Source organism: Streptomyces sp. NPDC007901 (genome assembly GCF_042959465.1).
Taxonomy (GTDB): Bacteria; Actinomycetota; Actinomycetes; order Streptomycetales; family Streptomycetaceae; genus Streptomyces.
This window is the reverse complement of the sequence record NZ_JBIBKW010000009.1, coordinates 1-23,725: the sequence shown is the minus strand read 5'-3', so window position 1 is coordinate 23,725 and position 23,725 is coordinate 1. Positions and strand designations below refer to the sequence as shown.

Annotated in this window: 22 protein-coding genes; 18 read left to right on the top strand and 4 right to left on the bottom strand. The window is 67.9% G+C overall.

The window, feature by feature from the left end:
- Positions 1 to 29 precede the first annotated feature (29 nt).
- The 4 genes from ACFZDK_RS27755 (at position 30) to ACFZDK_RS27740 (ending at position 7,664) form a co-directional block, all read left to right on the top strand.
- Positions 30 to 3,101 (top strand): thiopeptide-type bacteriocin biosynthesis protein, encoded by a 3,072-nt coding sequence (locus ACFZDK_RS27755; RefSeq protein ID WP_390976576.1) that lies wholly within the window; start codon positions 30 to 32, stop codon positions 3,099 to 3,101.
- A complete protein-coding gene (locus ACFZDK_RS27750) occupies positions 3,098 to 4,369 on the top strand; it encodes a lanthionine synthetase LanC family protein (RefSeq protein WP_390976574.1) in 1,272 nt (423 codons plus the stop codon). Before ACFZDK_RS27755 ends, ACFZDK_RS27750 begins: the two co-directional genes overlap by 4 nt.
- 23 nt (positions 4,370 to 4,392) lie before the next feature.
- Positions 4,393 to 6,474: a methyltransferase, FxLD system gene (gene fxlM, locus ACFZDK_RS27745; protein ID WP_390976572.1), complete on the top strand. Its 2,082-nt coding sequence runs from the start codon at positions 4,393 to 4,395 to the stop codon at positions 6,472 to 6,474.
- A gap of 110 nt (positions 6,475 to 6,584) precedes the next feature.
- Complete coding sequence (locus tag ACFZDK_RS27740) at positions 6,585 to 7,664, top strand: hypothetical protein (RefSeq protein WP_390976570.1); 1,080 nt, start codon at positions 6,585 to 6,587, stop codon at positions 7,662 to 7,664.
- Positions 7,665 to 7,729: 65 nt separating this feature from the next.
- Here the strand turns inward: ACFZDK_RS27740 and ACFZDK_RS27735 are convergent, their stop codons facing one another.
- The 4 genes from ACFZDK_RS27735 to ACFZDK_RS27720 all read right to left on the bottom strand — a co-directional run bounded on the left by ACFZDK_RS27735 (position 7,730) and on the right by ACFZDK_RS27720 (position 10,280).
- Positions 7,730 to 8,200, bottom strand: a complete 471-nt coding sequence (locus tag ACFZDK_RS27735) for a winged helix-turn-helix transcriptional regulator (protein ID WP_390976568.1) — start codon at positions 8,198 to 8,200, stop codon at positions 7,730 to 7,732.
- Between the two features lie 138 nt (positions 8,201 to 8,338).
- Positions 8,339 to 9,136: an SAM-dependent methyltransferase gene (locus ACFZDK_RS27730; protein WP_390976566.1), complete on the bottom strand. Its 798-nt coding sequence runs from the start codon at positions 9,134 to 9,136 to the stop codon at positions 8,339 to 8,341.
- Positions 9,137 to 9,183: 47 nt separating this feature from the next.
- Entirely contained in the window at positions 9,184 to 9,414 is a 231-nt protein-coding gene (locus ACFZDK_RS27725) for a DUF397 domain-containing protein (RefSeq protein WP_390976564.1), read from the bottom strand.
- Positions 9,411 to 10,280: a Scr1 family TA system antitoxin-like transcriptional regulator gene (locus ACFZDK_RS27720; RefSeq protein ID WP_390976562.1), complete on the bottom strand. Its 870-nt coding sequence runs from the start codon at positions 10,278 to 10,280 to the stop codon at positions 9,411 to 9,413. Before ACFZDK_RS27720 ends, ACFZDK_RS27725 begins: the two co-directional genes overlap by 4 nt.
- 401 nt (positions 10,281 to 10,681) lie before the next feature.
- Between ACFZDK_RS27720 and ACFZDK_RS27715 the strand changes: the two genes are divergently transcribed.
- From ACFZDK_RS27715 to ACFZDK_RS27650, 14 genes are all read left to right on the top strand, one after another.
- Positions 10,682 to 11,176, top strand: coding sequence for an ATP-binding protein (locus ACFZDK_RS27715; protein WP_390976560.1), 495 nt, complete (start codon positions 10,682 to 10,684; stop codon positions 11,174 to 11,176).
- Between the two features lie 58 nt (positions 11,177 to 11,234).
- Complete coding sequence (locus ACFZDK_RS27710; protein ID WP_390976558.1) at positions 11,235 to 12,035, top strand: winged helix-turn-helix transcriptional regulator; 801 nt, start codon at positions 11,235 to 11,237, stop codon at positions 12,033 to 12,035.
- Positions 12,036 to 12,435: 400 nt separating this feature from the next.
- Positions 12,436 to 12,795, top strand: a complete 360-nt coding sequence (locus tag ACFZDK_RS27705) for a hypothetical protein (RefSeq protein ID WP_390976556.1) — start codon at positions 12,436 to 12,438, stop codon at positions 12,793 to 12,795.
- 266 nt (positions 12,796 to 13,061) lie between these two features.
- Positions 13,062 to 13,814: an ATP/GTP-binding protein gene (locus tag ACFZDK_RS27700; protein ID WP_390976554.1), complete on the top strand. Its 753-nt coding sequence runs from the start codon at positions 13,062 to 13,064 to the stop codon at positions 13,812 to 13,814.
- A 259-nt stretch (positions 13,815 to 14,073) separates the two neighbouring features.
- Positions 14,074 to 14,646 carry an SAF domain-containing protein gene (locus ACFZDK_RS27695; RefSeq protein ID WP_390976552.1) on the top strand — a complete coding sequence of 191 codons (573 nt, stop codon included), beginning with the start codon at positions 14,074 to 14,076 and terminating at the stop codon, positions 14,644 to 14,646.
- Entirely contained in the window at positions 14,643 to 15,479 is an 837-nt protein-coding gene (locus ACFZDK_RS27690) for a hypothetical protein (protein WP_390976550.1), read from the top strand. The genes ACFZDK_RS27695 and ACFZDK_RS27690 overlap by 4 nt, the downstream gene beginning before the upstream one ends.
- Positions 15,476 to 16,921 (top strand): ATPase, T2SS/T4P/T4SS family, encoded by a 1,446-nt coding sequence (locus ACFZDK_RS27685; protein WP_390976548.1) that lies wholly within the window; start codon positions 15,476 to 15,478, stop codon positions 16,919 to 16,921. Before ACFZDK_RS27690 ends, ACFZDK_RS27685 begins: the two co-directional genes overlap by 4 nt.
- 35 nt (positions 16,922 to 16,956) lie before the next feature.
- Positions 16,957 to 17,826: a type II secretion system F family protein gene (locus ACFZDK_RS27680; RefSeq protein WP_390976547.1), complete on the top strand. Its 870-nt coding sequence runs from the start codon at positions 16,957 to 16,959 to the stop codon at positions 17,824 to 17,826.
- Positions 17,827 to 18,720, top strand: a complete 894-nt coding sequence (locus ACFZDK_RS27675; protein ID WP_390976545.1) for a type II secretion system F family protein — start codon at positions 17,827 to 17,829, stop codon at positions 18,718 to 18,720. It begins immediately after the preceding gene.
- A gap of 40 nt (positions 18,721 to 18,760) precedes the next feature.
- Entirely contained in the window at positions 18,761 to 18,946 is a 186-nt protein-coding gene (locus ACFZDK_RS27670; RefSeq protein ID WP_390976543.1) for a hypothetical protein, read from the top strand.
- An 11-nt stretch (positions 18,947 to 18,957) separates the two neighbouring features.
- Positions 18,958 to 19,425, top strand: a complete 468-nt coding sequence (locus tag ACFZDK_RS27665) for a TadE/TadG family type IV pilus assembly protein (RefSeq protein WP_390976541.1) — start codon at positions 18,958 to 18,960, stop codon at positions 19,423 to 19,425.
- Positions 19,422 to 19,934 carry a TadE/TadG family type IV pilus assembly protein gene (locus ACFZDK_RS27660; RefSeq protein ID WP_390976539.1) on the top strand — a complete coding sequence of 171 codons (513 nt, stop codon included), beginning with the start codon at positions 19,422 to 19,424 and terminating at the stop codon, positions 19,932 to 19,934. The genes ACFZDK_RS27665 and ACFZDK_RS27660 overlap by 4 nt, the downstream gene beginning before the upstream one ends.
- Positions 19,935 to 19,970: 36 nt before the next feature.
- On the top strand, positions 19,971 to 20,423 hold the full coding sequence (locus ACFZDK_RS27655) for a pilus assembly protein TadG-related protein (protein WP_390976537.1): 453 nt from the start codon (positions 19,971 to 19,973) through the stop codon (positions 20,421 to 20,423).
- A 13-nt stretch (positions 20,424 to 20,436) separates the two neighbouring features.
- Complete coding sequence (locus ACFZDK_RS27650) at positions 20,437 to 23,538, top strand: hypothetical protein (protein ID WP_390976535.1); 3,102 nt, start codon at positions 20,437 to 20,439, stop codon at positions 23,536 to 23,538.
- The last annotated feature ends 187 nt before the right edge of the window (positions 23,539 to 23,725 follow it).

The window sequence follows — 23,725 nt, the reverse complement described above, 5'->3', positions numbered from 1 at the left end:
GGCCGCCCTTCTGGATCACGGAGGTTGTGATGGCTTCGAAAACCGGTTACCGGGCCGGTAAGACGGCTCTTGTCCGTGCAGTCGCCCGGCCGGAGCTTCCCCTTTCTCCGTGCCCTGACCTTGATGACCCATCTCCGAACGGTGCGGCCTCCCGGCTGGCGTGGTTGCGGGAAGCGTGGTCGGACGAGGAACTCGTCGAGGCCGTGGAACACGCAAGCCCCGAGCTCGCGTCCCAGGTCCGTACCCTGTTCTCGTCCGGCACTCCGGCCACGCGCGACGTGCGCCGCGCCGTCGCTTCCGTAGCCCGCTATCTGCTGCGGGCCGAGCATCGGGCGACTCCGTTCGGATTGTTCGCAGGGGTGACCACAGCGGCTCTCGGAGCACGAGCGGCCACGGTTTGGGGTTCGGACCATGTAGCGATCGGGCGGGCGAGCGCAGAATGGCTGGCGGTCGTCATCGACCTGCTGGAGTCATGCCCGGAACTACTTCGGCGTCTACCAGTGCTACTGAACAACGTCGTTGCGGAACGCGGCGATCGGCTTGTCGTGCCCTACAAGCCCGACACTCAGGATGACCCGCGGCACGCAGTCGAGGCGTCCATCGGCTTGTCCGCGCCGGTGCGCATGATCCTGGATGCCGCCCAATCGCCGATACGCGCGGGTGATCTGGCCGACAAGCTTGTCTCGGAGTTCCCCCACGCAGGGGCGGAGAAGGCACGCGGACTCGTGCGCGAATTGATGCGGCACCAGGTGCTGGTCTCCAGCCTGCACGCGCCGAGCACCGAGACCGACGCGCTGGACTATCTGCTGGGCAGCCTCGCCGCCGCGAACGCCGACACGGTGGCGCCGGTCGCCCTATTTGTAAGTGAACTCCGCGCTGTGCAAGCTGACTTGAGAGGCAAACGCTCCCGTTGTGGCCGGGTCGGGACGGCGGCGCGGATGCGGGCCCTGGTTCCAGAGGTTCGCCGCCATCCGATCGCTCTTGATCTCCGGCTGGACGCCCAAGTCGCATTGCCTGAGTCGGTTGCCCACGAGATCGAGCGTGCCGCCTGGGCCCTGACCCGGGTCAGCCCTCTTCCCTACGGGACCGCAGCCTGGAAGGCGTACCAGCGACGGTTCTACGAGCGATACGGCATCGGCACCATGGTGCCGCTCAAGGAAGTCCTCGCGGACAGCGGCACCGGCTTCCCTGACGGTTACCCGGGCACATCAGCAGACGTACGGCGTCGACGGACCTCAGTGCGGGACGACACCTTGGTGGGGCTGGCCCAGGCTGCCGTGCTCGACGGCCGCGACGAAGTGGTGCTCACCGACGACTTGATCGCCGCGATGGATATCGGGCCCGAGCACCCAAGGGTTCCGCCCCACGTGGAGATCGGTGTCCGCGTGCACGCCGCCAGCCTCGGCGATTTGCAGAGCGGGCGGTTCCGGCTGGAGATCGTGAGCGTCTCCCGAGGCGTCGGCGTCGCCTTGGGTAGATTCCTCAGCGTGCTGGCCTCTCAGGACCGTGCCGCCCTGGAAGCGGAGCTGTCCGATCTGCCGGCGGCGGACGCCGGGACCGTCCCCGCCCAGCTGTCCTTCCCACCGCTCTTGCCCACGAGCGCCCATGTCACCCGCGCCCCACAGACCCTGCCCACCGTGATCAGCATCCAGGAACACCGCACCCCTCGTGCGGGTGTACTCACGCCCGACGACCTGTCGGTGGCATGCGACGGCCGCCGCATGTACCTGGCCGTCCCGGAGCGCGGGCACCGGATCGAAGCCGTGGGCATGCACGCGTTGAACCTCGCTACGCACACCCCGCCGCTCGTACGATTCCTCACCGAGCTGTCCCGCGCCCAGTGCGCCCAGGTCACCCTGTTCGACTGGGGCGCAGCCTCGGCCATGCCCTTCCTGCCCCGGCTGCGCTACGGGCGTACCGTACTCGCCCCGGCGCGGTGGCGGCTGGAGCCCGCAGAGCTTCCCGGCCGCGACCGACCGCAGGCCGAATGGGACGCGGCGCTCGACGACTGGCGACTCCGACGGCGGACGCCGCAGCGGGTGTTTCTGGCCGAGGACGACCGTCGCCTGCTCCTGGACCTAGACGAGGCTGGGCACCGCTCGCTGCTGCGCCAGCACCTGAACCGCGCCCGCCTCGCCTTCCTCGTCGAAGCCCCACCCCAGGGCGCCAACGGCTGGAGCGGCGGGCGCTCGCACGAGGTGGTCGTACCGCTCAAGGCGATCCGGCAACCAGCATGGCCACCCCTGCCTGCCCCCGCCCCGGCCCGCGCCCTCTCTCCGGCGCAGATCCAGGCCCCGGGCATCTCGTCCCTGCTGCTGGCCACCCTGTACGGCGACGTCCGACGCCAGGACGTCCTGCTGACCAAGCACGTCCCCGAGCTGGTGAACCAACTCGGAGCTCCACCCTGGTGGTTCATCCGCTTCCGGGACCCCGAGCAGCACTTGCGGTTGCGCGTCGCCTTGCCCGACTCCACCGCCTTCGCAGAGACCGTCCGTACGGTCAGCGCCTGGGCCGACGAGCTGCGCACCCAGGGGTTGCTGTCGGATCTGCGCTACCCCACCTCGTACCGCGAGATGGGTCGATGGGGCTCCGGAGCTGCCTGGGACGCCGCCGAGGACGTCTTCCGAGCCGACTCGCGCGTAGTGGTCCACCAGCTCCGTCAGCCTCAGCGTCCGCACCAGCGCACACTGGTGGCCGCGCACAGCATCGCCGTCGCCATCGCGTTCCTCGGCAGCACCGAGGCCGGCATGCGCTGGCTGGTCAACCACATTCCGCGCACGGCGCCGGCAACGATTCCCCGCGCTCAACTGTCGGAAGCCGTTAGGCTGTCCGACCCCTCCGGCGGCTGGACGGCTCTGCGTAGCGCGCCCGGGGGGCAGGCCATCGTGGAAGCGTGGACCGATCGGAACACGGCGTTGGCGGCCTACCGAGGCCACGTCCCCGGCCCGCACACCCAGGGCATCGCGGAAGACGACGTCCTCTCCTCACTGCTGCACGTCCACTTCGTACGCCACGTCGCGGTCGACTTCCCAGAGGAAGCCGCCTGCTTGTACCTCACGCGCGCCGCCGCCATGGCCTGGATGCACCGGAGGGCACGGTGAACGACGCGATCACGCGTAAGGTGGCGACGGCTATCGCCGATCTGCTGGCCCGCCCTGCTGCGGAGCTGCCAGGGCGGGATGGTGCGTCCGCTCGCCAGCACCTCGCGTACGGCCCGACCGGCATCGCGCTGCTGCACATCGAACGGGCCGCGTCCGGCCTGGGCCCGTGGCAGCGCGCACATGACTGGCTCGATGCTGCCGTACGGTCCCCGTTCACCAGCGGTCCCGAAAGCCACCCCTTCTACGGGGTGCCCGCCCTCGCGCACGCCATGGCCTGCGCCGCCGACCACGTGCCCGGCGCTTACCAGCGCACACTGGGCCTGATCGACCGCCAACTGACCGTAGACGTCCGCCGCAGGTTGGACGCCGCGCACCGCCGAATGGACGCGGGAAAACTGCCGGAATTGGCCGAGTTCGACACCATCCGGGGCCTGACCGGATATGGGGCCTACTTCCTGCGCCGCGCCCCCAGCGGTGACGAAACGCGAGCCATCCTCGACTACTGCGTACGCCTCACCGAACCGGTCACTCACAGCGGCGAAGTGCTGCCCGGCTGGTGGACACCGACCGGTCCCTCCGGACGACCGGACAGCCGGTTCCCAGGAGGTCACGGCAACACAGGCATGGCGCACGGGATCGGCGGGGTGCTCGCCCTCCTGGCGCTCGCCGCCCGTCGCGGCACCTCCGTCGGTCATCACCATCGAGCCCTGCAAACGATCCTGGCCTGGCTGGACCGCTGGCAGGAGGAAACCAACCGTGGCCACGTCTGGCCCTACTGGATAAAGCGAGACGAACTGCGGAGCGGGCTCCTCGCTCCGTCCGCGCCACGGCGACCGTCATGGTGCTACGGCACCGCGGGATTGGCCCGGGCCCGGCAACTTGCTGCGATCGCCCTCGGCGACACCGACCGTCAGGTCGAAGCCGAGAACGCGCTCGTGGGCGCTCTCACCGACACCGCGCAGCTCAACGCGACCACAGACAACGGTCTCTGCCACGGCTTCGCCGGCCTGACCCACATCGCTGCCCGGACCGCCGACGACGCAGACCCGTCGACCGAAGGCCAGCTGCGCGCAGCGATCCCAGCCCTCCTCAGCGTCGTCTGCCCGCCGGGCACAGATCCGGACGATGCGGCCTCGGCGATCGTCAACGACGAGGAAGCCGGGCTCGGCTTCCTCAACGGCGCCGCCGGGATCGCCTTGGCGCTCATGGTCCCCGCGACCGAGGCCCCGCCCCGAACCTCCTGGGACGCCTGCCTGCTCATCGCCTGACCACACACCGAAGGACCAATGCCATGCACCCGGCCCCCTGGCGCCAGCACAACATCACCTTCTCCGACCGCGAGAGCGGCAAGCGCACCATCGTCGAGCGGCTTGGCCCCACGCTGCGCGCTGCCGAAGAGGACGGTCAACTCTCCGGCTGGTGGTTCATGAACAAGCAGCCCTGGCCGCTGCGGTACCGGGCGCCCGAGCCTTCCCAGCGCGTCGAGCTGTTGCTGAGCGACCTCGTCGACGACGGCACGGCGACGGCATGTGTACGCGGAGTCTACGAACCGGAGACCGATGCCTTCGGCGGTACACAGGCCATGGACGCCGCCCACGACCTGTTCCACCAGGACAGCCGTCACCTGTTCATGTACCGGCCCAGCACCCGACGGCTGGGCCGCGGGGAGGCCGCCGTCCTCCTCATCAGCGCCCTAATGCGGGCTGCCAACCTCGACTGGTTCGAGCAAGGGGACGTATGGGCGAAAGCCGCCGCGCTCCGGCCGGCTGCCGAACCCCTCGCACCTGAACGGGCGACCTCCCTGATTCCGGCCATGCAGAAGCTGATGACGGTCGATGCCCACAGCCTGTGCCGCCCGAGAGGACCGCTCGAAGGACAAGCCGAGTGGATCGCCGCTTTCGAGCAGGCCGGGGCAACCCTCACCCGCCTTGCCGCCGGCGGTCGTCTTGCCCGCGGTCTGCGAGCCGTCATCGCACACCACCTGATCTTCCACGCCAACCGCGCCGGTCTCCCTTCCGGAGACCAGAGCGCCCTGTTCAACATTGCAAGAGAGGCAGTCATGGGATCGAGTGACAACACCGCGTCGTCCGCCGAGGGCACGTCCGAAACCACTAGCGTCAAGGCGGTGAACACCGACACGATCACCACCCCCGATGCCGAGGCCACCCGGCTCCGCAACGCCCTGGTCGACCAGATCCGCGCGTCCGGATACGCTCGCGCCGCCGTCGTCGAGACCGCGCTGCGCACCGTCCCCCGGCACCTGTTCGTGCCCGACGCCTCGCTCGAAGACGCCTACGCCAACGTGCCGGTCAACATCAAGTACGACACCGACGGCACGACGATCTCGTGTGCATCCCAGCCCGGAATCGTCGCGCTCATGCTCGACCAGTTGGAGGCGCAGCCCGGTGAACGCATCCTCGAACTCGGCGCGGGCACCGGCTACAACGCGGGCCTGCTCGCCCACCTGGTCGGCGAGGGCGGTCACGTCACCACCATCGACGTGGACGACGACCTCGTGGAAGGGGCCCGGGCGCACCTCGCGACCGCCGGGTTCACCAACGTTCAGGCTCTGACCCGTGACGGAGCTGTCGGCCATGCCGAAGGCGCGCCGTACGACCGGATCATCGCCACGGTCGGTGCACATGGCGTCCCGCACTCCTGGCTGCAGCAACTCGCCCCGGGGGGACGGCTCGTCGTGCCCCAGCGCCTCAGGGGATCGGTGTCCCGCTCCATCGCCTACGAACTGCACGACGGCCGCTGGACGAGCGTCAGCAGCAAGATGAACACCTTCATGCCGCTGCGCCGGGGCATCGCGGACGACGACCGCCGCGTCGTTCCGCTCAGCACGGACGGCACCGTACGGCTCCAGGCCCCGGCCGGCCAGAGCATCGACGCCGACGCCCTGGCCGGAGTGCTTCAGCAGCCGCGCATCGAGGAATGGACCGGGATGACGGTCCAGGCAATGGAATCTCCGGAGTGGATGGAGCTGTTCGTCTCCTGCTCGCTGCCCAGCGGCTTGATCCGGATGCTGTTCACGAAGCAAGCCAAGGGGACAGTCCTCGCCGAGGACCCCTATCCCTCTTCTACCGCGGCCGTCGACAAGGGCGCCATCACCTACCTAGCTCGCCGTCTGTCGGACCGAAAGACCCCGGAGGGCGGCAAGCTCTGGGAGTTCGGCGTCGTCGGCCACGGTCCCGGCAGTGACGAGCTGGCCGCGAAGGTCGTGGATGCGATCCGCACCTGGGACCGCGAGTACCGCGATCGCGAGGCCGCCTTCGAGATCCAGCCACTCGACGCTCCCGTGATCGAGCAGCGCCCTGGCCTCTTCGCTCTCGACACGCCGCTCAACCGCATCGTCGTCGACTGGCGCTGACGGGCCGTACAGACAACTGCCCATGCAGGAAGGGGTGGTGTCCGTCGGCCATGTCGACGTGCGCCGCCCCGGCCCGTTCACTCATCGTGTCAACGTTGCCCGAGGGGACCATGGATCCGAACGGCTCAACAGCAAGGCGATTTCCGCTGATTGCGCGATTCCGACCCGCCTGCCTTCCGCTGCCCGATCGGGTACGGTCTGTGACCGAGCTGGCCGCACGTGCCATGGAGCAGCGCGACCAGGGACTGGCCTCCACCGTTTTCAACCAGACGGCGCTCATCGCCTCCGACCTCGGCCTTCCGGAGCTCGCCCGAGCGATGTGCCACCGGCACGCTGCGGCCTACCTGAATGCCTGCCCTCTCCCCGCCATGGGCGCCATCCGCGCGCTGGAGCCCCTGGTCAACCTCGCCCGCCTGCAGATCCGCGCCGGCCGAACCGACGAGGGCCGTCAGCGGCTGCTGGACCTGTACGAGGCCGTCGGCTCCGCCACCGCAGTCTCCTTCGAAGGCATCACGGTGCCGGCTGACCTCACCGACACGGAGGACGACCGACAAGAGGTACGGGCATGGCTATGGCGCGTCGTCCTGGCCGACGGCACACGCAGCCTCACCACCACAGGGCGATGGTTCGAGGCATTGGCCCACATCGAACGGCACAAGGGCGTGGGCACCAGGATGCTGGACGGACGGCAAGTCGCAGTCATCGCGGCTCTCACGTCCGGCCAGATCGGAAGGGCGGACGAGCTGCTCGCGGCTACGGCACCCAGGGAACGGTGGGAGCAGGCCGTCAGCGCATGCCTGAAGACGCTGTGTCGCCGTGAGACGGGCCAACCGGTCGACGACTCCCTGACGAACATGTACCTGAACCACGAGGCGAAGGCGGGCATGACCGTCTTCGACATCCGTCTGGGTCTCACTGTCCTGGACGCCGTCGGGTCAGCCGAACACCCTGCAGCCCGCCTCCACATCGACGAACTGGTCCGGCGAACAACAGAAGCACGCAACGGATACGCGGCCCGCGAACTCCTCGGCCATCCCCTGTTCAGCACGCTGGCTGGCGACACCCAGCGGCATGGTTGTGAGAAACTCCTCCGGGGCTGTGCTCTTGATACAGGGGAACTTCCAGAAGTACTGGGCCGCAGCCTCACAACCGCTCTGGACACCAGCGAGACCGTGCTGAGCCGATCTTGAAACCTGAGAGCGCGTAAGCTCTGCCGCCATCCTCGATATCTCAGCGGAAATCATGTATGAGCTCGTCAGTCAGAGACGTCTTCCTTTCGTCGTTGCCTCACTCGATCGAGTAGGTCTGCGTGATCCTCTGCCCACAAGACCAATGACGAGGCGGCGGTCAATAGTTCTACTGCGGCCAAAGAGATTTCATAGGTCGCGTGGTAAGGGAAGGTTGCCTCGCGCGTGCGCTTTACGAGCTCGCCTTGCTCCAGACGGCGGAGTGTCCGGTTCAGCTGGCTGTCTTGAAGATGGCGGTGCTTCCGGCTCGGCCACCCCGTGTCGTTGTCGAGGCTGCGGATGGTGTCCAGCAGCTTCGTGTACTGAAGTGGTTCGTCGAGGAGGGCGACAAGGACATCCCATGTCCACTCACCGCTCAGTAAGTGGCGGATGTCGTGGAGCCCCTGTAAGAAGCGATGCTTATCAGAAGACGGCGAATCCGGTCGTAACTTATTGGCGTCCGGTTTCCGGCGTCTCCATCGACTCGTATGGTCCGACACGGAAGCCCTTCGGGTAGTGGGGACACGGAGCTGTGCCACGACAGCCAACGAGCAACTGTGCGGCCGCGTCGGCAGTGCCTCAGCCACTGGGTACACCACAGCACCGTCGTCACTTCAAGGTCAGTGCCCTGTCGGCGTTCAGATCTTCCGGGCGACGCCCACGTAGAGGGGTTGCTCGTCACGGACCCGCATCTCGTCATCAGGGCGCCAGTGGGTGGAAAGGATGACCCCGGGGTCGCACATCTCGAGCCCGTCGAAGAAGCGGGTGACCTCGTCGTGCGACCTCGCTTTGACCGGCGTGCCGCCGGCGCGATAGATGGCGTCGACACGCTCCCAGATCTCGGGGTCGAACTCCCAGGTTACGTGCGACAGCATGAGGTAGCTGCCGGGAACCAACGGGTCCAGCAGCCTCTTGACGATCTCGTACGGCGCCTGATCGTCGGTCACGAACTGCATGAGGGCGACCAAGGACAGGCCGATCGGACGAGTGAAGTCCAAGTGGTCCTGCGCGTATGAGAGAACGACCTCCGGGCGCCGAATGTCGGCGTGGATGTAGGCGGTGCGACCTTCCGGCGTCCCCAGGAGGAGGGCCTCGGCGTGCCGTAGAACGATCGGATCGTTGTCCGCGTACAACACGCGGGCGTTGGGTGTGATCCGCTGGGCTACCTGATGGAGATTGGGTTCGGTGGGGATACCGGTTCCGACGTCGAGGAACTGAGTTACCCCGGCCTGGCTCAGGTATCGGGTGGCTCGATGCATGAACTCGCGGTTGCTGCGCGCAGTGTCCTTGACTCCGGGCATGAGAGTCATGACCTTCTTGGCTGCGGCCACGTCGGCGGCGTAGTGGTCTTTCCCGTCGAGGAACCAGTCGTACATCCGGGCAGAATGCGGAACGCTTGTATCGATATAGTCGGCACTGAATCCTTGGTCGGTCACTTCAGCTCCCGTCGTAGCCTGAATTCATTGTCTGGCTCATCGTTTCCTCACTTGATCAGGAAGTCCGCAAGGCCGGACTTGATAGCAGCGACGAAATGGGATATCTCAGACGAAGGGAAGATGAGAGCGGGGCCGAGAGGGTCGGTGGATTGCCGCAGTGCAATCCTTCCCTCTTCAAGTCGCTTCGCTTCGACGCAGTTTCCGTTGTTGCTGCCACTCCAGGGCTTGCACCAACCCTCGGAACCCAGTTCACGTTCGGCGTTCTTGGCGTGCATCATCCGTCTAACTCCTTGCGGACGTCCAGCAGGAATTGCCTGGTACGTCGTTTTGACATTGCTTGAGCGCTCATCCGGTCGAACACCTCGCGATGCAGCGACACTTCGCTCTCGTCCTCGCTGTATGTCGCGCTGCTCAAGTTGTCGGTGCCCACGATGTCCGGGAAGTCGGCGATCGGGAACCGGAAGAGAGTGAAAGGACCGAATGCACCTGGGTGCAGTCCGGCTGAGAAGGGCAGAACCTGAAGAGTCACGTTCGAAAGACGGATGGCGTCCAGCAGATGATCGATCTGGGCGCGCAGCACCGCCTCTTCGCCGGCCGGGCGGCGGAGGACTGTCTCTTCCAGGATGATCCAGACAAGCGGCGGCGAGGGATCGCTGCGGGTCAGCAGCGCCTGGCGCTCCAGGCGCAGGCTGACACGCCGTTCCAGTTCCTCCGACGTCGGATGGGGTCGGTTCAGGGACAGCACCGCTCGGGCGTACTCTGCTGTCTGGAGGAGGCCCGGGACGACATGGGGCTCGTAGCCCCGGATTTGCGTGGCGGCGTTCTCAAGACTTACGTGGACACCGAACCAGGTCGGCAGGGCATCGCGGTAACTCTGCCACCAGCCCGGATCATTCGCCTGGACGGTGAGGGCGAGGAACTGCTCAGCCTCGGACTGCCCGACGCCGTAGAGCTCAAGCAGGGCCTTGACCGTTGCCCACTTCAGGGCGACCTTGGCCTGTTCCATCCGAGTGACCGTGGTGTGAGCGATGTGCAAGCCGGCGCCGGCCTCCTGCGCCGAGAGCTTTGCGGCCTTCCGTAACTCCTGAAGCCGTCGCCCGAGCACCATCTGCAGGACCGTCGGGGCGGACCGTGGTGCGCTCACTTCGTATGCCTCCTGGATGCCAGGTTGTCTTGCAGTCTGCCACGATCCTCGCAACACGGACAGAGTGCACACCCAGGACTATGCACAGTGCATGGTGGGTGTTGCCAAGTGTGCAAAGGGGCGAGCATAGTGGCGCGCGTGACTGGGCTCACCCTTGTTCCCTGGCGCGTGCCGACCACAAGGAGTCGACGACGCGAGCCGACGACGGGTGATGTCACTTGCCGGTTGCTGTGGGTCGGGCTCTCTACCGACACCGCGCCACGTTGCGCGGGCGCCCCGATCCCCCCACGAACGCGTCCTCATGGGCCGCTGCCTTCCACGCATCCCCTGTCACGATTACCGGGGATGCTCCTCACGGCGCTGGCCTGCGGCAGACTCTCAAATCCTGTTAGGAATCAGTCGTGGCTCTCCCTGACGTCACTACCTCGGGGGGACCTCCTCCCGAACTCACTTCTTCAGCACGACGAGTTGATTTTGTCCTCCCGGCCGCCGCTGCTTCGGTGGCCGAAGCCCGGCGCCGCGTACGACGCCACCTCGGCACCTGGCACCTTGATTCCGACAGCCGTGACACGGCCGTCCTCGTGGTGAGCGAGTTATTCACCAACGCCGTTCTCCACTCGAACGGGCAGGCTGTCACCTGCGTCCTCGCGGTCGCCGAAGGCCAGTTGTTCATCCAAGTGGAGGACGGCAACACGGAACAGACGACGCCGAAACCCCGCCACGTGCCTGTGCACGACGAAGGAGGGCGTGGGCTGATGCTCGTTGAAGCTGTGTCCCGGCGTTGGGGCGTGAGCCGTTCGGAAGACCGAGGCGGCGGTTGGATCGTATGGGCCACGTTGGATGCAGCACCGGAGCAGCGAGCTCAACTCCATTCTCAAGGGCGGTACTTCGAATGAGCGTCCGAAACGCGGTCAGCTGATGGCCGCGGACTTAAGAAGGCTGCGGGACATCGGAATGTCCCTGGAGCTGCTCCGGAACCGTTGGACCTACCCGGTCCTCGTTGCTCTTTTGGGCGGACCGCTCCGCACCAGCCAACTGCTGAAGCTCATCAACGAGGGGACGGCCCGGAACGCGGACCTAGGGGGCAGCCGCGCTCTCCATGAGAAGGTCCTTCTGGCCACGCTGCGTCAGATGGAGAAGGAAGGCCTCCTGCTGTGCCAGCGAGTCGCTACGGACCGGGTGACTGGTTACGGCCCATGGGAGATGACGGCAGCGGGCAAAGAACTGCTCCACTCCATGCACCGTGTGGCTGCATGGTCGGCCGCCCACCGAGACCAGCTTGCCGCAGCTCTACGGAACCGGCGCGGGAAACCGTCAACTAGCTTCGACGGGTTGCCCATTGGCGTGCCTGCATTGAGTCCGGAACAGGAGCACTGGCGCGGGGTGGGGATGGCGCTCGCGGTTCTCCGCCTCCGCTGGGGGTTTGCGGTCCTCTGTCAGTTGAACCACGGGCCTCAGCATCCGACTGGTGTCGCAGCGGCCGTCAACGCGGGCATCGCCCGGAACCGCGACCTCACAGGACGACGTTCCCTGTCAGAAAAGGTGCTCTGGGACACCCTCCACCGTCTTATCGATGTGGGCCTCGTCATCCATCGGCCTCGGCCGGGTCAGTTCGCCTCTACCGCCCGTTGCATGCTCACCCCGGCCGGCCACGCGCTTCTCGCGGCCCTTGTGCCGGTTGGCTACTGGGCGGCCGGCCACGAGGAGCGCCTCCTCGTGATAGTTCGTCGACGACGCGGTCTGCTCGAAGGGTAGTCGAACGGCGTGCTCGGTAAAGGATTCACCAAATCCCCGCTCCCTCGGTGAAGTTGGAACGATCGGGGAGGCGTTCGCACCTTGCAGTGGGAACGGGGTGAAGCGATAGGCATGGGAACCGTTCGTACGCCGGACAGCGAGATCTGACCCATTCCGAGGTGATGTAGCTGTGGTGGCCTTAGGTAGACGCGCGTTGGCTGGACGGGCCGCTGGCTGGGCGGCTGTAGCCGCCCTGTTGTTGGTGATCGCCGGCTGCAGTACGGAGGCGGGGACAGGTTCGGCTCCGTCGGGAACGCGTGAGACTCCCTCCAGTCGTAAACCCGCTTCCTCGCCGTCCTTCTCGCTGGCGCAAGTTGCGCGCGCACAGGCGAGCACGGCGTATCTGGGCATGTGGCAAGACATGGCTGAGGCAGCGAAGACCTCGGACTGGGACTCACCGACGCTGGCCCAGCATGCTACCGGGGAGGCACTGTCGGCGATCATGCGTGGCATGTACGCGGATCATCTCAACGGCTTGGTGACGGAGGGCGAACCGAAGAACGCTCCGAAGGTGAGCTCGGCAACGCCGATGCAGGACCCGACGACGGTCGTGTTTTCTGACTGCGGTGATTCCACGCACTGGCTGAAGTACCGCAAGGACAACGGCAAGCTCGCGGACGACAAGCCCGGTGGGCGGCAGGCGATCACGGCCGAGGTGAGGAAACTCAACGGAGCGTGGAAGGTCGCTCGCTTCGCGGTCGAGGCGGTGGGCTCATGTTGAGACAGGCGGTTGCCGCAACGGGCTTGTCCTTCGTCATCGTGGGGGTGGCTGTGGCTCCCGCGTTCGGCGATGGCGGGTGGGGGTCGGTGCAGTGTGACCAGAACCCGCATCCCGGCTGTGAGCTCGGTGCTGGATCGGGCGGCCAGAACAGCACGCCCCGGCATGGCGGCGGCCAGTCTTCTGGGTCGGGGGGTTCGGCGACTGGCGGTGGGAGCAACGAGGGTGGTGGCGGGGAGGTGCCGCGGTCTTCGAATCCCAATCTGAACTTGGCCGACTGCTCGTATCAGCGCAGCGGCTACAAGTCCCCGCCCGGGGTGTCACAGACCGCGTACGAGAGTTCGTCCGGCGAGGTGGCTGCGGCGGTGCCCGCGGTGTACTCCTCGGCTACGTCGTTCGCCGTTGTGCCGGCGGCTGATCCGAAGCCGGGCGAGTCGGGCGCGTGGTACGTGTACAAGTGCACGGCAGACGGTGTGCGGGATGCGGTGTACCGGCCGCCCATCTGGATCGCGGACACGCCGCGCAACGGCGGGGCGGCCCAGCCGACGCCGGCGCAACTGGCAGAGGTAGCCCGCAGGCAGCTGCGGCTGTCGTCACCTCGGATCAGGGCGAACCCTGCGGATGAGCAGTTGGTCGGCCTGCCGACTTGGCTGTGGCTGGCGCGCGGGGAGTGGAAGGCAGTGTCGGCCACGGCGTCGGTGCCGGGGGTCTCGGTGACGGCTGTGGCCCGACCGGGGTCTGTCGTGTGGACGACAGGCGATGGCAACTCGGTGACGTGCAAAGGGCCCGGGACACCGTACGGATCTGGCGCGGGGGCGAAGAGCGCGTCGCCCGACTGCGGTTACACCTACCTCACTTCCTCAGCCGGTCAACCCCAGGGTGCCTTCGCGGTCTCGGCGACGGTGCACTGGACGGTGACCTGGTCCGGCGCCGGCCAGACCGGTGTATACCCCGACATGACCACCACGTCAAACGCCGACTTCCGCGTCGCGGAGAGCCAGGCGCTGAACAACAACGGCTGACGCCAAGCCTCAGGCGCCGTCAGCCGTCCCGCGCCGGGGGAGACCCCGCACACTCTTGACCTTTTCGCCGCTTCGGTGGCGCGGTACCAGGAAGCCCTCTGCCGGGAGGTGGCAGTTGATGAGTACCGGTGTGTCCACGCACTCGGATCCGATAGGCCCGGGGAATACCTCTCCTGCGGGCTGGGCGGGCCGCCATGACGGCCGGCCTCCGACGTGGATGGCCAGTGTGCCCAGACGGCGTCGGCTTCCCTATCTGCTCGTGGGGGTGCTGCTGGTTCTGGGCTGCACCGCGGGCGGAGTGGTGGTGGCGACGCGAATCGGTGATCAGGAGCCGGTGCTGGTGCTGACCCGCGCGGTCTCGGTGGGGCAGGCACTGTCCGCCAAGGACTTGGGAGAGGAGAACGTCTCGGTCGGCACGACGCTGGCGTTCATCCCGTCGAGTGCGCGGGCTGAGGCGGTAGGGCACCCCGTCGCGTACAGCCTTCCGGCCGGGACCCCGTTGACCAGGAATCTGCTGGGCGAGGCTCATGTCCCGCCGGCCGGGCAGGCGGTGGCGGCAGTGGGGCTGAAAGCGGGCCAGTTTCCGCCCGGCGTACAACCGGGCAACCGCGTGAGCGTGGTGGTGACGTCGGCCGGCGGAGCCTCCACCAGTTCGGCACCGTCTTCGTCTCAGGCGTCCGCTTGGGACGCCACGGTGACCGACGTACGCGGCAACAGCACCGATCAGACCACGGTGATCTCGCTGCAGATGGCCCAAGAGGACGCCCGCCAGCTGGCCGCGGCACCGGCGGGCCAGGTCAGCGTGGTGACAGTGCACGGAGGCGGACGGTGACGCTGGTGGCGGTATGCAGCCTGAAGGGCTCTCCGGGTGTGACCACGGCCGCGGTGGGTCTTGCTGCCTTGTGGCAGGCAGGGGAGACCCCGGTGGTCGTCGAATGCGATGCGGCCGGGGGTGACCTGCTGGGTCGCTATCGGTTGGAGACGGCCCCGGGGCTGATGAGCCTGGCGGCGGCCGCCCGGCGCAGCGCGGGACAGGGGCTGGTGTGGCAGCACACGCAGCGGCTGCCCGGAGGACAGCTGGTCGTGGTGGGTCCGGCCGGTGCCGCTCAGGCACGCGCGTCGCTGGCTCAGCTCACCCGTGTCGGTTCCGGGGCGCTGCGGTGGGCCGCGGCTCGGGTCGGGACAGTGGTGATCGCGGACTGCGGGCGCATCGAGCCGGATTCCCCAACACTGGAGGTGGTGCGGGAGGCGGACGTCATGCTGCTGCTCGCCCGCGCCCGCGACGACGCCCTATCCCACGTGGCCATGCAGTGGCCCACCGTGGCGCGCTGGTCGCGACGTCCGTGCCTCGTGCTCGTCGGCGACGGCTACCCGACCGGCGAGGTAGCGCGCGAGCTGGAGATCGAGGTGATGGAACGTATCCCGGAGGATCCGAAGGGCGCCGCGGCGCTCGGAGGACAGCCCATGCGACGTGCGACGCCGCCCCGTTCGCCGCTGGGCAGGGCCCTGGCCCGGATCGCCGATCTGGCCGCCTCCCGAGTCGTCGTTCCTCCGGGATGGGGACCAGAACAGGCAGCCGGCGTCGACCCGGGGATCGGAGCCGTCGGCTCGCCTGCCGAAGAAGCCCGCAATCCGCGGCAGTCATGGAGCGGGGTGCAGCGGTGACAGAACCGGGAAAGAAGTACACCGCCCGGCCGTCCCAAGGACAAGTCCCACCGCCGGATGCCCAGACTGCCATCCACGCTGTCGGGTTCAACGGCCTCGGCGCCCGCCGCATGCAGATAGGGCCGCCGGCCGAGCGGCTGCGCATCCATCTGCGGCAGCGGCTCTCGGAACGGATGGCGCAGCAGATTCGTGACGGCGAAGCCGCCGGTCGCCCGCCGATGACGGAAGCCGAGCGCCTGGCCCTGGCGGGAAAGATCCTCACGGAGGCAGCCGAGGAGTACACCCACAAGATGCTCACGGCCGGACAGGAGATGGTGGCACCGGATGTCGAGCAGATGGTGATCACCACCGTCTTGAACGAGGTGTTCGGCATGGCCGGACTTGATCCGTTGCTGAAGGATCCACAGGTCGAGAACATCAATGTGACTGGAGACCGGGTCTTCGTCCGCTATGCCGACGGCCGCCGGGACCGCCTGCCGCCCGTCGTGGGTTCCGACACGGAGCTGGTGCAACTCATCCGTGATCTGGCGGCGCGCAGCGGCCTGGAGGAACGCCGCTTCGACCGCGGCAGTCCCGGAGTGAGCTTCCAACTTCCCGGCGGCGAGCGGGCCTTCGCGGTGATGGCGGTGACCGCCCGTCCGTCGCTGTCCATCCGGCGGCACCGTTTCCAGGGGGCCACCCTGGCTCAGCTGCGCGAGAGCGGCACCCTCGACCGGCACTTGGAGTCCTTGCTCGCCGCTATGGTCCGTGCCAGGAAAAACATTCTGGTCACCGGCGGGACCGCGATCGGCAAGACCACGATGCTGCGCGCCCTGGCCTCCGAGATCCCGCCGTGGGAACGACTCGTCACCGTCGAGGACGTCTTCGAACTCGGCCTGGACGCCGATGAGCAGACCCATCCGGACGTGGTGGCGATGCAGTCCCGCGAGGCGAACATCGAGGGCCAGGGCGAGGTCAGTCAGGCCGAACTGGTGCGCTGGGCACTACGGATGTCCCCGGACCGGGTGATCGTCGGGGAGGTACGCGGGCCTGAGGTGATCCCGATGTGCAACGCGATGTCCCAGGGCAACGACGGCTCCATGGGCACCCTGCACACCTCCACCAGCCGGGGGGCGTTCACCAAACTGGCCGCCTACGCCGTCCAGGGCCCCGAACGGCTGCCGCTGGAGGCCACCAATCTGCTTGTCGCAGGCGCCCTCGACTTCGTCGTCCACCTGGACAAACCGCGCGGCCAGGACAGCCTCCGTGTCGTCTCCTCAATTCGGGAGATCGTCGATGCCGACGACAAGCAGATCGTCTCCAACGAGGTCTTCCGGCCCGGCCCGGATCTGCGTGCGGAACCCGGCGTACCACTGCGCAGCGAGACCATGGACGACCTGGTCTCGGCCGGCTACAACCCAGAGCCGGTCGACCGCCCCGAGTGGACGTGGCGGCAGCCGTGAGCGGATACGCGCCCTTGATGGGTCTGATGGGTCTGATGGGACTCGGAGTCGGCTCGGGACTGGTGCTGCTGATCGGCGTATGGCGCACTCCCAACCCTGCCACCGGCCTGGCCCGCTGGCCGCGATGGAGCGATCCGCGCCGCCACGCAGGGCGGTGGCTGGCCGGCGCTGTCGGGGCGGGACTGCTGGTCGGCATTATCACTGGGTGGGTCGTCGGCGGACTGCTGGCGGCGATGGCCGCGTGGAGCCTGCCGCGCATCCTCGGCTCCGGCACGACCGAGCGCGAGCGGACGACCCGGATCGAGGGCATCGCGGGATGGACTGAGATGCTGCGTGACACTCTTGCCGCGGCGGCCGGTCTGGAACAGACCATCCTGGCTACAGCTTCCACCGCGCCGAAGGCCATCCGCCCCCAGGTGGCGGAGCTGGCCGCCCGACTGGAACGCGGAGAGCGCCTGACGGCCGCCTTGCAGCAGATGGCGGATTACGTGGCCGACCCGACCGCCGACCTGGCGATCGCGGCCCTGATCCTTTCCTCGGAGCATCAGGCCCGGCAACTCGCTCCACTGCTCGGCGAACTCGCGGCCACCGCCCGCGCGCAAGTGGAGATGCGCCACCGGATCGAGGCCAGCCGTACCCGTACCCGCACCACCATGCGCGTGGTGGTGATCACCACCCTGGCGTTCGCGGGCGCCCTCATCCTGTTCAACCCCCAGTTCCTCACCCCCTACGACTCTGTGACTGGGCAGCTGATCCTGCTGGTGATCGGCGGTCTGTTCACGGCTGCGTTCATCTGGCTGCGCCGTATGGCCCGCATCGAGGAACCGGACCGGTTCTTCATCGGCCTCAAAACCACGGAGCAGGCAGCCAAACCGACCCGGACCGCGAGCTGGGAGGTGACCTGAGTGATCGCTCTGACGCTGCTGGGCACCGGTGCCGGCCTGGGTCTGTGGGTGCTGGCCCTGTGGCTCGTCCCGCCCCGTCCGACCCTGGCCGCACTGGTCTCCCGGCTGAAAGCCACCCCTGCGCCGCCGCCCATCCTCGCCACTGACAGCGGCGGCTGGGCCGTAAGAGTCGGCAGCCCGTTCACCGGCCTGCTGCGTGCCGCTGGCTTGCCCGGACCCTCGCTCAGCCAAGACCTCGCAATCGCCGAACGCTCGGCCGAAACGCATCTGGCAGAGAAGGCCGCGCTGGCGCTGACCGGCCTCCTGCTGCCGGCAGCGGTCGGTGTGCTGGTGACCCTGGGCGGTCGCCCGCTGCCCTTGCCCATACCGCTGGGAGGGTGTCTGGCCCTTGCGGTCGGAGGCTTCCTCCTGCCGGATGCCGCCGTGCGCGTTGAAGCAGAACGGCGCAGGGAAGCCTTCCGCCACGCACTCGGCGCCTACCTGAACCTGATCCACGTCCTGCTCGCCGGAGGCGCCGGCGTCGACGGCGCCCTCATCGACGCGGCGGGCATCGGGCAAGGCTGGTCGTTCCGCCAATTGCGCCGCGCGCTGCACACCGCCCGCCTCACCCGCACTTCCCCCTGGACGACCCTCGGCCTGCTCGGCGAAGAACTGCAGATCAGCGAGCTGAGTGAACTCGCCGCAGCACTCTCCCTGGCCGGCACCGAGGGAGCCAAAATACGCGCCTCACTGGCAGCCAAGGCCGCTGCCATGCGTTCTCGCAACGGAGCCGAGGCAGAAGGCAAGGCCAACGCCGCCACGGAACGGATGGCCATGCCCGGTATCCTCATGGCCTTCGGCTTCATCATCTTCGTCTTCTATCCCGCCTTGACCCAGATCACAAAGTCCCTGTGACCAGGCGTCGATGTCGACTCGACGCGAAAGGAACGGCCTGATGCCTCCGCTCACCTCCCTTGCACACCGCATACGGTTACTCATTCGCCGCCTCGCCGCCGACGACCGCGGGGTCACTACGGAACACGTCATCTGGATCGCGGGCCTGGCCGCCCTCGCTCTCACTATCGTCGGCATCTTCGGCCCGGAGATCACCTCCGCGGCGAAGAGCGTGGTGTTCAGGTAGTCCGAGCCGACATGTCCCTCACCGTGGCCGGACAACAACGCCGCGCATACCGCGCGGCCCGAACGGCTGCCCGCTACCTCTCCAGCCTGCTGCGGGACGACGGGGGAGCGGTCACCGCCGAGATAGTGATCATCATGCCGGCGCTGCTCACCATGGTGCTGCTGCTCGCGCAGGCCACCGTTTGGTGGCACGCCGCCCACATCGCCCAGGCAACCGCCTCTGATGCGCTGTCCGTCACCCGTGCCCAAGTTGGCACAGCGTCTGCTGGCCAGAACGAGGCCCGGCGTGTCCTCGACCAGCTCGGACAGGGACCGCTGCGCGGCGCGCACATTACTGTCACCCGCACTGCCGACCATGCCGCGGTCGAGATCACCGGCACCGCCAGCAGCGTCGTCCCGTTCCTGCACCTACCGGTGCGTACCCACGCCTCAGGCCCCGTCGAACGGTTCCGCCCGGTGGTCACCCAGGCGGCGCCATGAGACATCCTTCCACCACCACCGATCCGAACCCGGCCCGGGAACGGCGGCCATGCACGACGCGCCGGCTCGCCCAGCTGCTGCACGACGCACGCGGATCGGTGACGCTCGAACTGGTGCTGACCATCCCGATTCTGATCCTGATGCTGTGGTTCCTGGTGTACTGCGGGAGGCTGTCCGACACTCGGCTGAGCATCGAGGACGCCGCTCACCAAGCCGCCCGCGCCGCCACCTTGGACCGCAGCGGTCACGCCGCCGCGGCCGACGCACGCTCCACCGCCACCAGCGCCCTCAGCGAGGCCGGTGTCACCTGCCAGTCGTTGTCCGTCGCCACCAGCGGCACGCTCCACGCCGGATCCACCGTCACGGTCTCCGTCTCCTGCACCGTCGGCTTGCACGACCTGGCCCTGCTCCAGGTGCCCGGCACTACCACCCTCACCGCCGAATCCACCTCACCGGTCGACGTCTACCGCTCCAGAGCTCTTGGGTTCGCGAATACCGAAGCGCCGTAGAGCACGAACCAACACCACCCGGGGAGGTGACACATCGTGAGATCACCGCATAGCCAAGCCAACCCTCAGCGCAGCCCCACTGGTGCCGACGACGGCCAGGTCACCCCGTTTGTCGTCATCCTCGCCGTCGCGATCGTCATGTTCGCCGGTCTCATCGTGGACGGCGGCCTCACCCTGGCAGCCAAGGTCCGCGCCATCGGAGAAGCACAGGAAGCTGCCCGCGCCGGCGCCCAGGCACTGGACCTGACCGCCTACCGAGACACCGGCACCCTGCGCCTGGTCCCCGCCCAAGCCCGCGCACGCGTACAGACCTACCTCGCCTTCACCCACGACACCGGAACCGTCACCCTCACCGGCAACACGGTCACCGTGACCGTCACCGCCCACCAGCACACTCAACTCCTCGGCCTGCTCGGCCTGGACTCCTTGACGGTGACCGCAACCGGCTCAGCCCACCCCGTCCGCGGCGTCACCACCTCCGAACCCTGACAAGGCCCCGGCCATGCCCGCACACGCACAGCCTCCCCGCCCCCGGACCGCCCTCGGCCTGCTGTGGCGGGGGGCCCACCTGCTGCGCGGCCTGCTCGCCACAACGGTGCTGACCGTCCTCGTCGCCGGGATCCCCTGGGGACTCGCGTGCTACATCGGCTGGCCGCTTCCACACCACCTCCCCACCTGGCCTGAAGTCAACGCGGTCCTGCTCGCCCCGATGAGCACCACGTTCCTGCTCCACACCCTGGCCTGCATCCTCTGGCCGGTCTGGGGCGCCTTCGTCCTCGACGTCGCCCGCGCCACCACAGACCAGGTCCGGGCCGGTCCGCGGCCAACCCTTCCCAAAACCGGCCCGCTCAACAGCCTGGCCACCGTGCTCGTAGCAACGATCATCATGACCCTGGTCTCCCGGCCCCTGACGCCCGCAGCCGCCGCGCCGGCTCCCTTCGTGACGGCTTCCGCCACGACAACCACGAGCTCTCCAACACCACGGCCCGCAACGCTGATCGCCTTCACCCAGGCGACCGCCACCGCCTTCCGGACTTCACACGACATCGGCATCGCCGGCACCGTCGAAGTCAAACTGCCGCATGACGGCATCTACGACAGCCTGTGGCGCATCGCCGACCGCACACTCGGCGACGGGAGCCGCTGGCCCGAGATCTACGCCCTCAACCGCCGCCGCCCCCAGCCCGATGGACACACCCTCACCCAGCCCAGCCTGATCCGCCCTGGCTGGATCCTCCGCATTCCGGCCGACTGGTCCATCTCCGGCACGCACCACACTCCCGCACCACCAGCGACGGCATCCCCGCATCCACCGCAGAGCAGCACACCGACCGCACCGAGTGAGGCATCTTCACCCAGCCCATCACAGCCCACCCACACGTCGCCGCCCAGCAGCAGCCCGACTGCGCCTTCAACCCCCAACGCCCCGTCGCGGCCCCTCCCCGTCCACCGGCCTCACCGGCAGCCCGGCGTCAGCCTGTCCACAGGAGCGTTCGTCGGCATCGGCCTCGCCGCGCTGATCAGCGCAGCCCTGCTCACCGTCCGGCGCCGCCGCCGGATGCGCTACCGTCCCGGCAGCGGGGACCGCGACGACCTGATCATCGCTCCCGTCGTACGCGCTCTGCGCCTCGCTCACGACAACGCAATCCGGACGGACGACGCGGACGACCTGAGTCTGCTCGTCGAATCCCGTTCAGCCGCTGCCGAAGCCGTCCAGCCGCCCGGCGAAATCCCGGAAGTCGGCGCACCCACACCTTCACCAGTTGGCAGTCGGGTCATCGGCGTCAAGGACGGTCAGGCACTCGCCTGGAACCTGGCTCGCGCCCGCGGCCTCGGACTCATCGGCCCGGGAGCCCTCGACGCCATGCGCGCCCTGCTGATCTCACTGCTCGCCGAGAAAAGTCGACAGCCTGCCACGGGCCCCGTCGAGATCCTCATCCCCGCCACCGACGCCAGCCTACTGATGGGGGAGAACACCAACCATCCGGCCGGGGTGCACATCGTCGATGATCTCGACGCAGCACTGGACACGATGGAAGTCGAACTACTCGCCCGTACAGGCACAGACGCTGCCTCGAATACGGCCAGCCCGCAGGCTGGCGATCTGGTGCTCGTCGCCACGCCCGCTCCACACGCGGATCGCCGGCTGCAAGCTGTCCTCGACAACGGTTCCACCCTCGGCTTGGTCGGCATTCTCTTCGGTCCCTGGCGCCCAGGCGCGACCGCCCGTATCCGCTCCGACGGTACGGTTGCCACCACGGATTCCTCCGTGGCCGATGTACTCGGCGGTGCCCGGCTTTTCACCCTGCCGAGCGCCGATGCGCAATGCCTGCTGGACCTCCTCCACGACGCACAATCAGGGCAGTACCGCCGCGCTGAGCGCCCTCCGGTAGTCCCGTCCGCGCCGCCTGCCGTCTCAGGCCCACGCGATCTCGGCACCGACGCACGCGCGCCCCGGCCAACCACCACAAGACCGCGTCGCCGCCCAGCCCAGGGCCCCGCTCCTCGCCTCGACGCGCAGCAACCCCCCGCCGGCGAGAACGACCGGCACCAGGCCGATGCAGACACCGTGTCAGGAGACGAGGCCTCCGCGGCGACACGTGACGACGATCGACCACCCGCAAACGCCACCTCCCAAGCACTCCAGGTACTGGACCCCGAACTCACATCCTCCATAGCCGACGATGAATCGGACCGCGGTATTCCGTTCGCCAAGGAGGGCCCTCGCGGCCCATACACAGCCATGCCGGCCGATCCAACCACGGCTGCCCCACCACCGTCTGCCAGCGCCGATGAGTCCCTTACCATGCTGCGGCCGTTGCAATTGGCTGTCCTCGGCCGCATGCGGCTGACACATCATCAAACCGGCGGTGGCGAGCACGCCGATCTCAGCCCCACACTCGCCCCCAAGCAGCGTGAACTCCTTGCCTACATGGCCCTGCACCGCGACGGTGTCCGCCGCGAGGCCCTGGCCACCGCCTTGTGGCCTGATGCTCCACGAGACCGCCCGTTCAACAGCTTCCACGCGACATTGAGCCAACTACGGCGGGCACTGCGCACGGCAACCCATGGCGCACTCCGCGATGTGACCGTCCATGAGGACGGTCTCTACGGCCTGGACCGCGGCCAGATCACGGTCGACCTGTGGCACTTGCAAGACGCTCTGGAGACGAGCCGGAACGACGCCCATGGGCAGGACCGCCGCACGGCCTCGGAGCGGGTTGTCGAGCTCTACTCCGGTGACTTCGCCGCCAATCTCACCGCGGAATGGATCGAAGCCCCCCGAGAGGCCCTCCGACGGGATGTGCTGGACACGGTCAGTGCCCTGGTCCGCATCCTGCGCGAAGACGAGCCCGAGCAGGCGTCGGCCCTGCTGGAAAGGGCTCGCGCACTGGATCGCTACAACGAAGCCATCTACCGCGACATCGCCCGGTTGCAAGCACGCCTTGGCCGGCACGACGCCATCCCCCGCACCCTCGCCCTGCTCACCACGACTCTCGCGGAGATCGATGAGGAGCCGAGCCAGGAAACCCTAGCCCTGTGCGCGTCCCTCCAACGGCCGCAGCCAGCCGGCAGGAGGCCGAGCGGTAGAGCGGCCAGGTGACCGTTCCTGCGACCAGAGTGAGGTCTTCCGGCCTGCGCCGTGGGCAACTTCATCCGGTTGCTGGCGTCGAGTTCACTTTGGGTGCGGCTCTCGGCTCATACAAGATTTTCGTAGCCGTTGATCGTCCACAGATCGTCGAGATCATCGTGGGGGTGGAGGGTGCGACGGGAGTGGGCGACGAGGATGA

What these genes read in the sequence shown, in the direction of transcription:
- ACFZDK_RS27725 (WP_390976564.1), bottom strand. Translation starts at nt 9,414, where the DNA reads ATGATGCACGCCAAGAACGCCGAACGTGAACTGGGTTCCGAGGGTTGG.
- ACFZDK_RS27740 (WP_390976570.1), top strand. Translation starts at nt 6,585, where the DNA reads ATGGATCCGAACGGCTCAACAGCAAGGCGATTTCCGCTGATTGCGCGA.
- ACFZDK_RS27680 (WP_390976547.1), top strand. Translation starts at nt 16,957, where the DNA reads ATGGGACTCGGAGTCGGCTCGGGACTGGTGCTGCTGATCGGCGTATGG.
- ACFZDK_RS27650 (WP_390976535.1), top strand. Translation starts at nt 20,437, where the DNA reads ATGCCCGCACACGCACAGCCTCCCCGCCCCCGGACCGCCCTCGGCCTG.
- ACFZDK_RS27705 (WP_390976556.1), top strand. Translation starts at nt 12,436, where the DNA reads ATGGCTGAGGCAGCGAAGACCTCGGACTGGGACTCACCGACGCTGGCC.
- ACFZDK_RS27665 (WP_390976541.1), top strand. Translation starts at nt 18,958, where the DNA reads ATGTCCCTCACCGTGGCCGGACAACAACGCCGCGCATACCGCGCGGCC.
- ACFZDK_RS27710 (WP_390976558.1), top strand. Translation starts at nt 11,235, where the DNA reads ATGTCCCTGGAGCTGCTCCGGAACCGTTGGACCTACCCGGTCCTCGTT.
- ACFZDK_RS27660 (WP_390976539.1), top strand. Translation starts at nt 19,422, where the DNA reads ATGAGACATCCTTCCACCACCACCGATCCGAACCCGGCCCGGGAACGG.
- ACFZDK_RS27670 (WP_390976543.1), top strand. Translation starts at nt 18,761, where the DNA reads ATGCCTCCGCTCACCTCCCTTGCACACCGCATACGGTTACTCATTCGC.
- fxlM (WP_390976572.1), top strand. Translation starts at nt 4,393, where the DNA reads ATGCACCCGGCCCCCTGGCGCCAGCACAACATCACCTTCTCCGACCGC.
- ACFZDK_RS27755 (WP_390976576.1), top strand. Translation starts at nt 30, where the DNA reads ATGGCTTCGAAAACCGGTTACCGGGCCGGTAAGACGGCTCTTGTCCGT.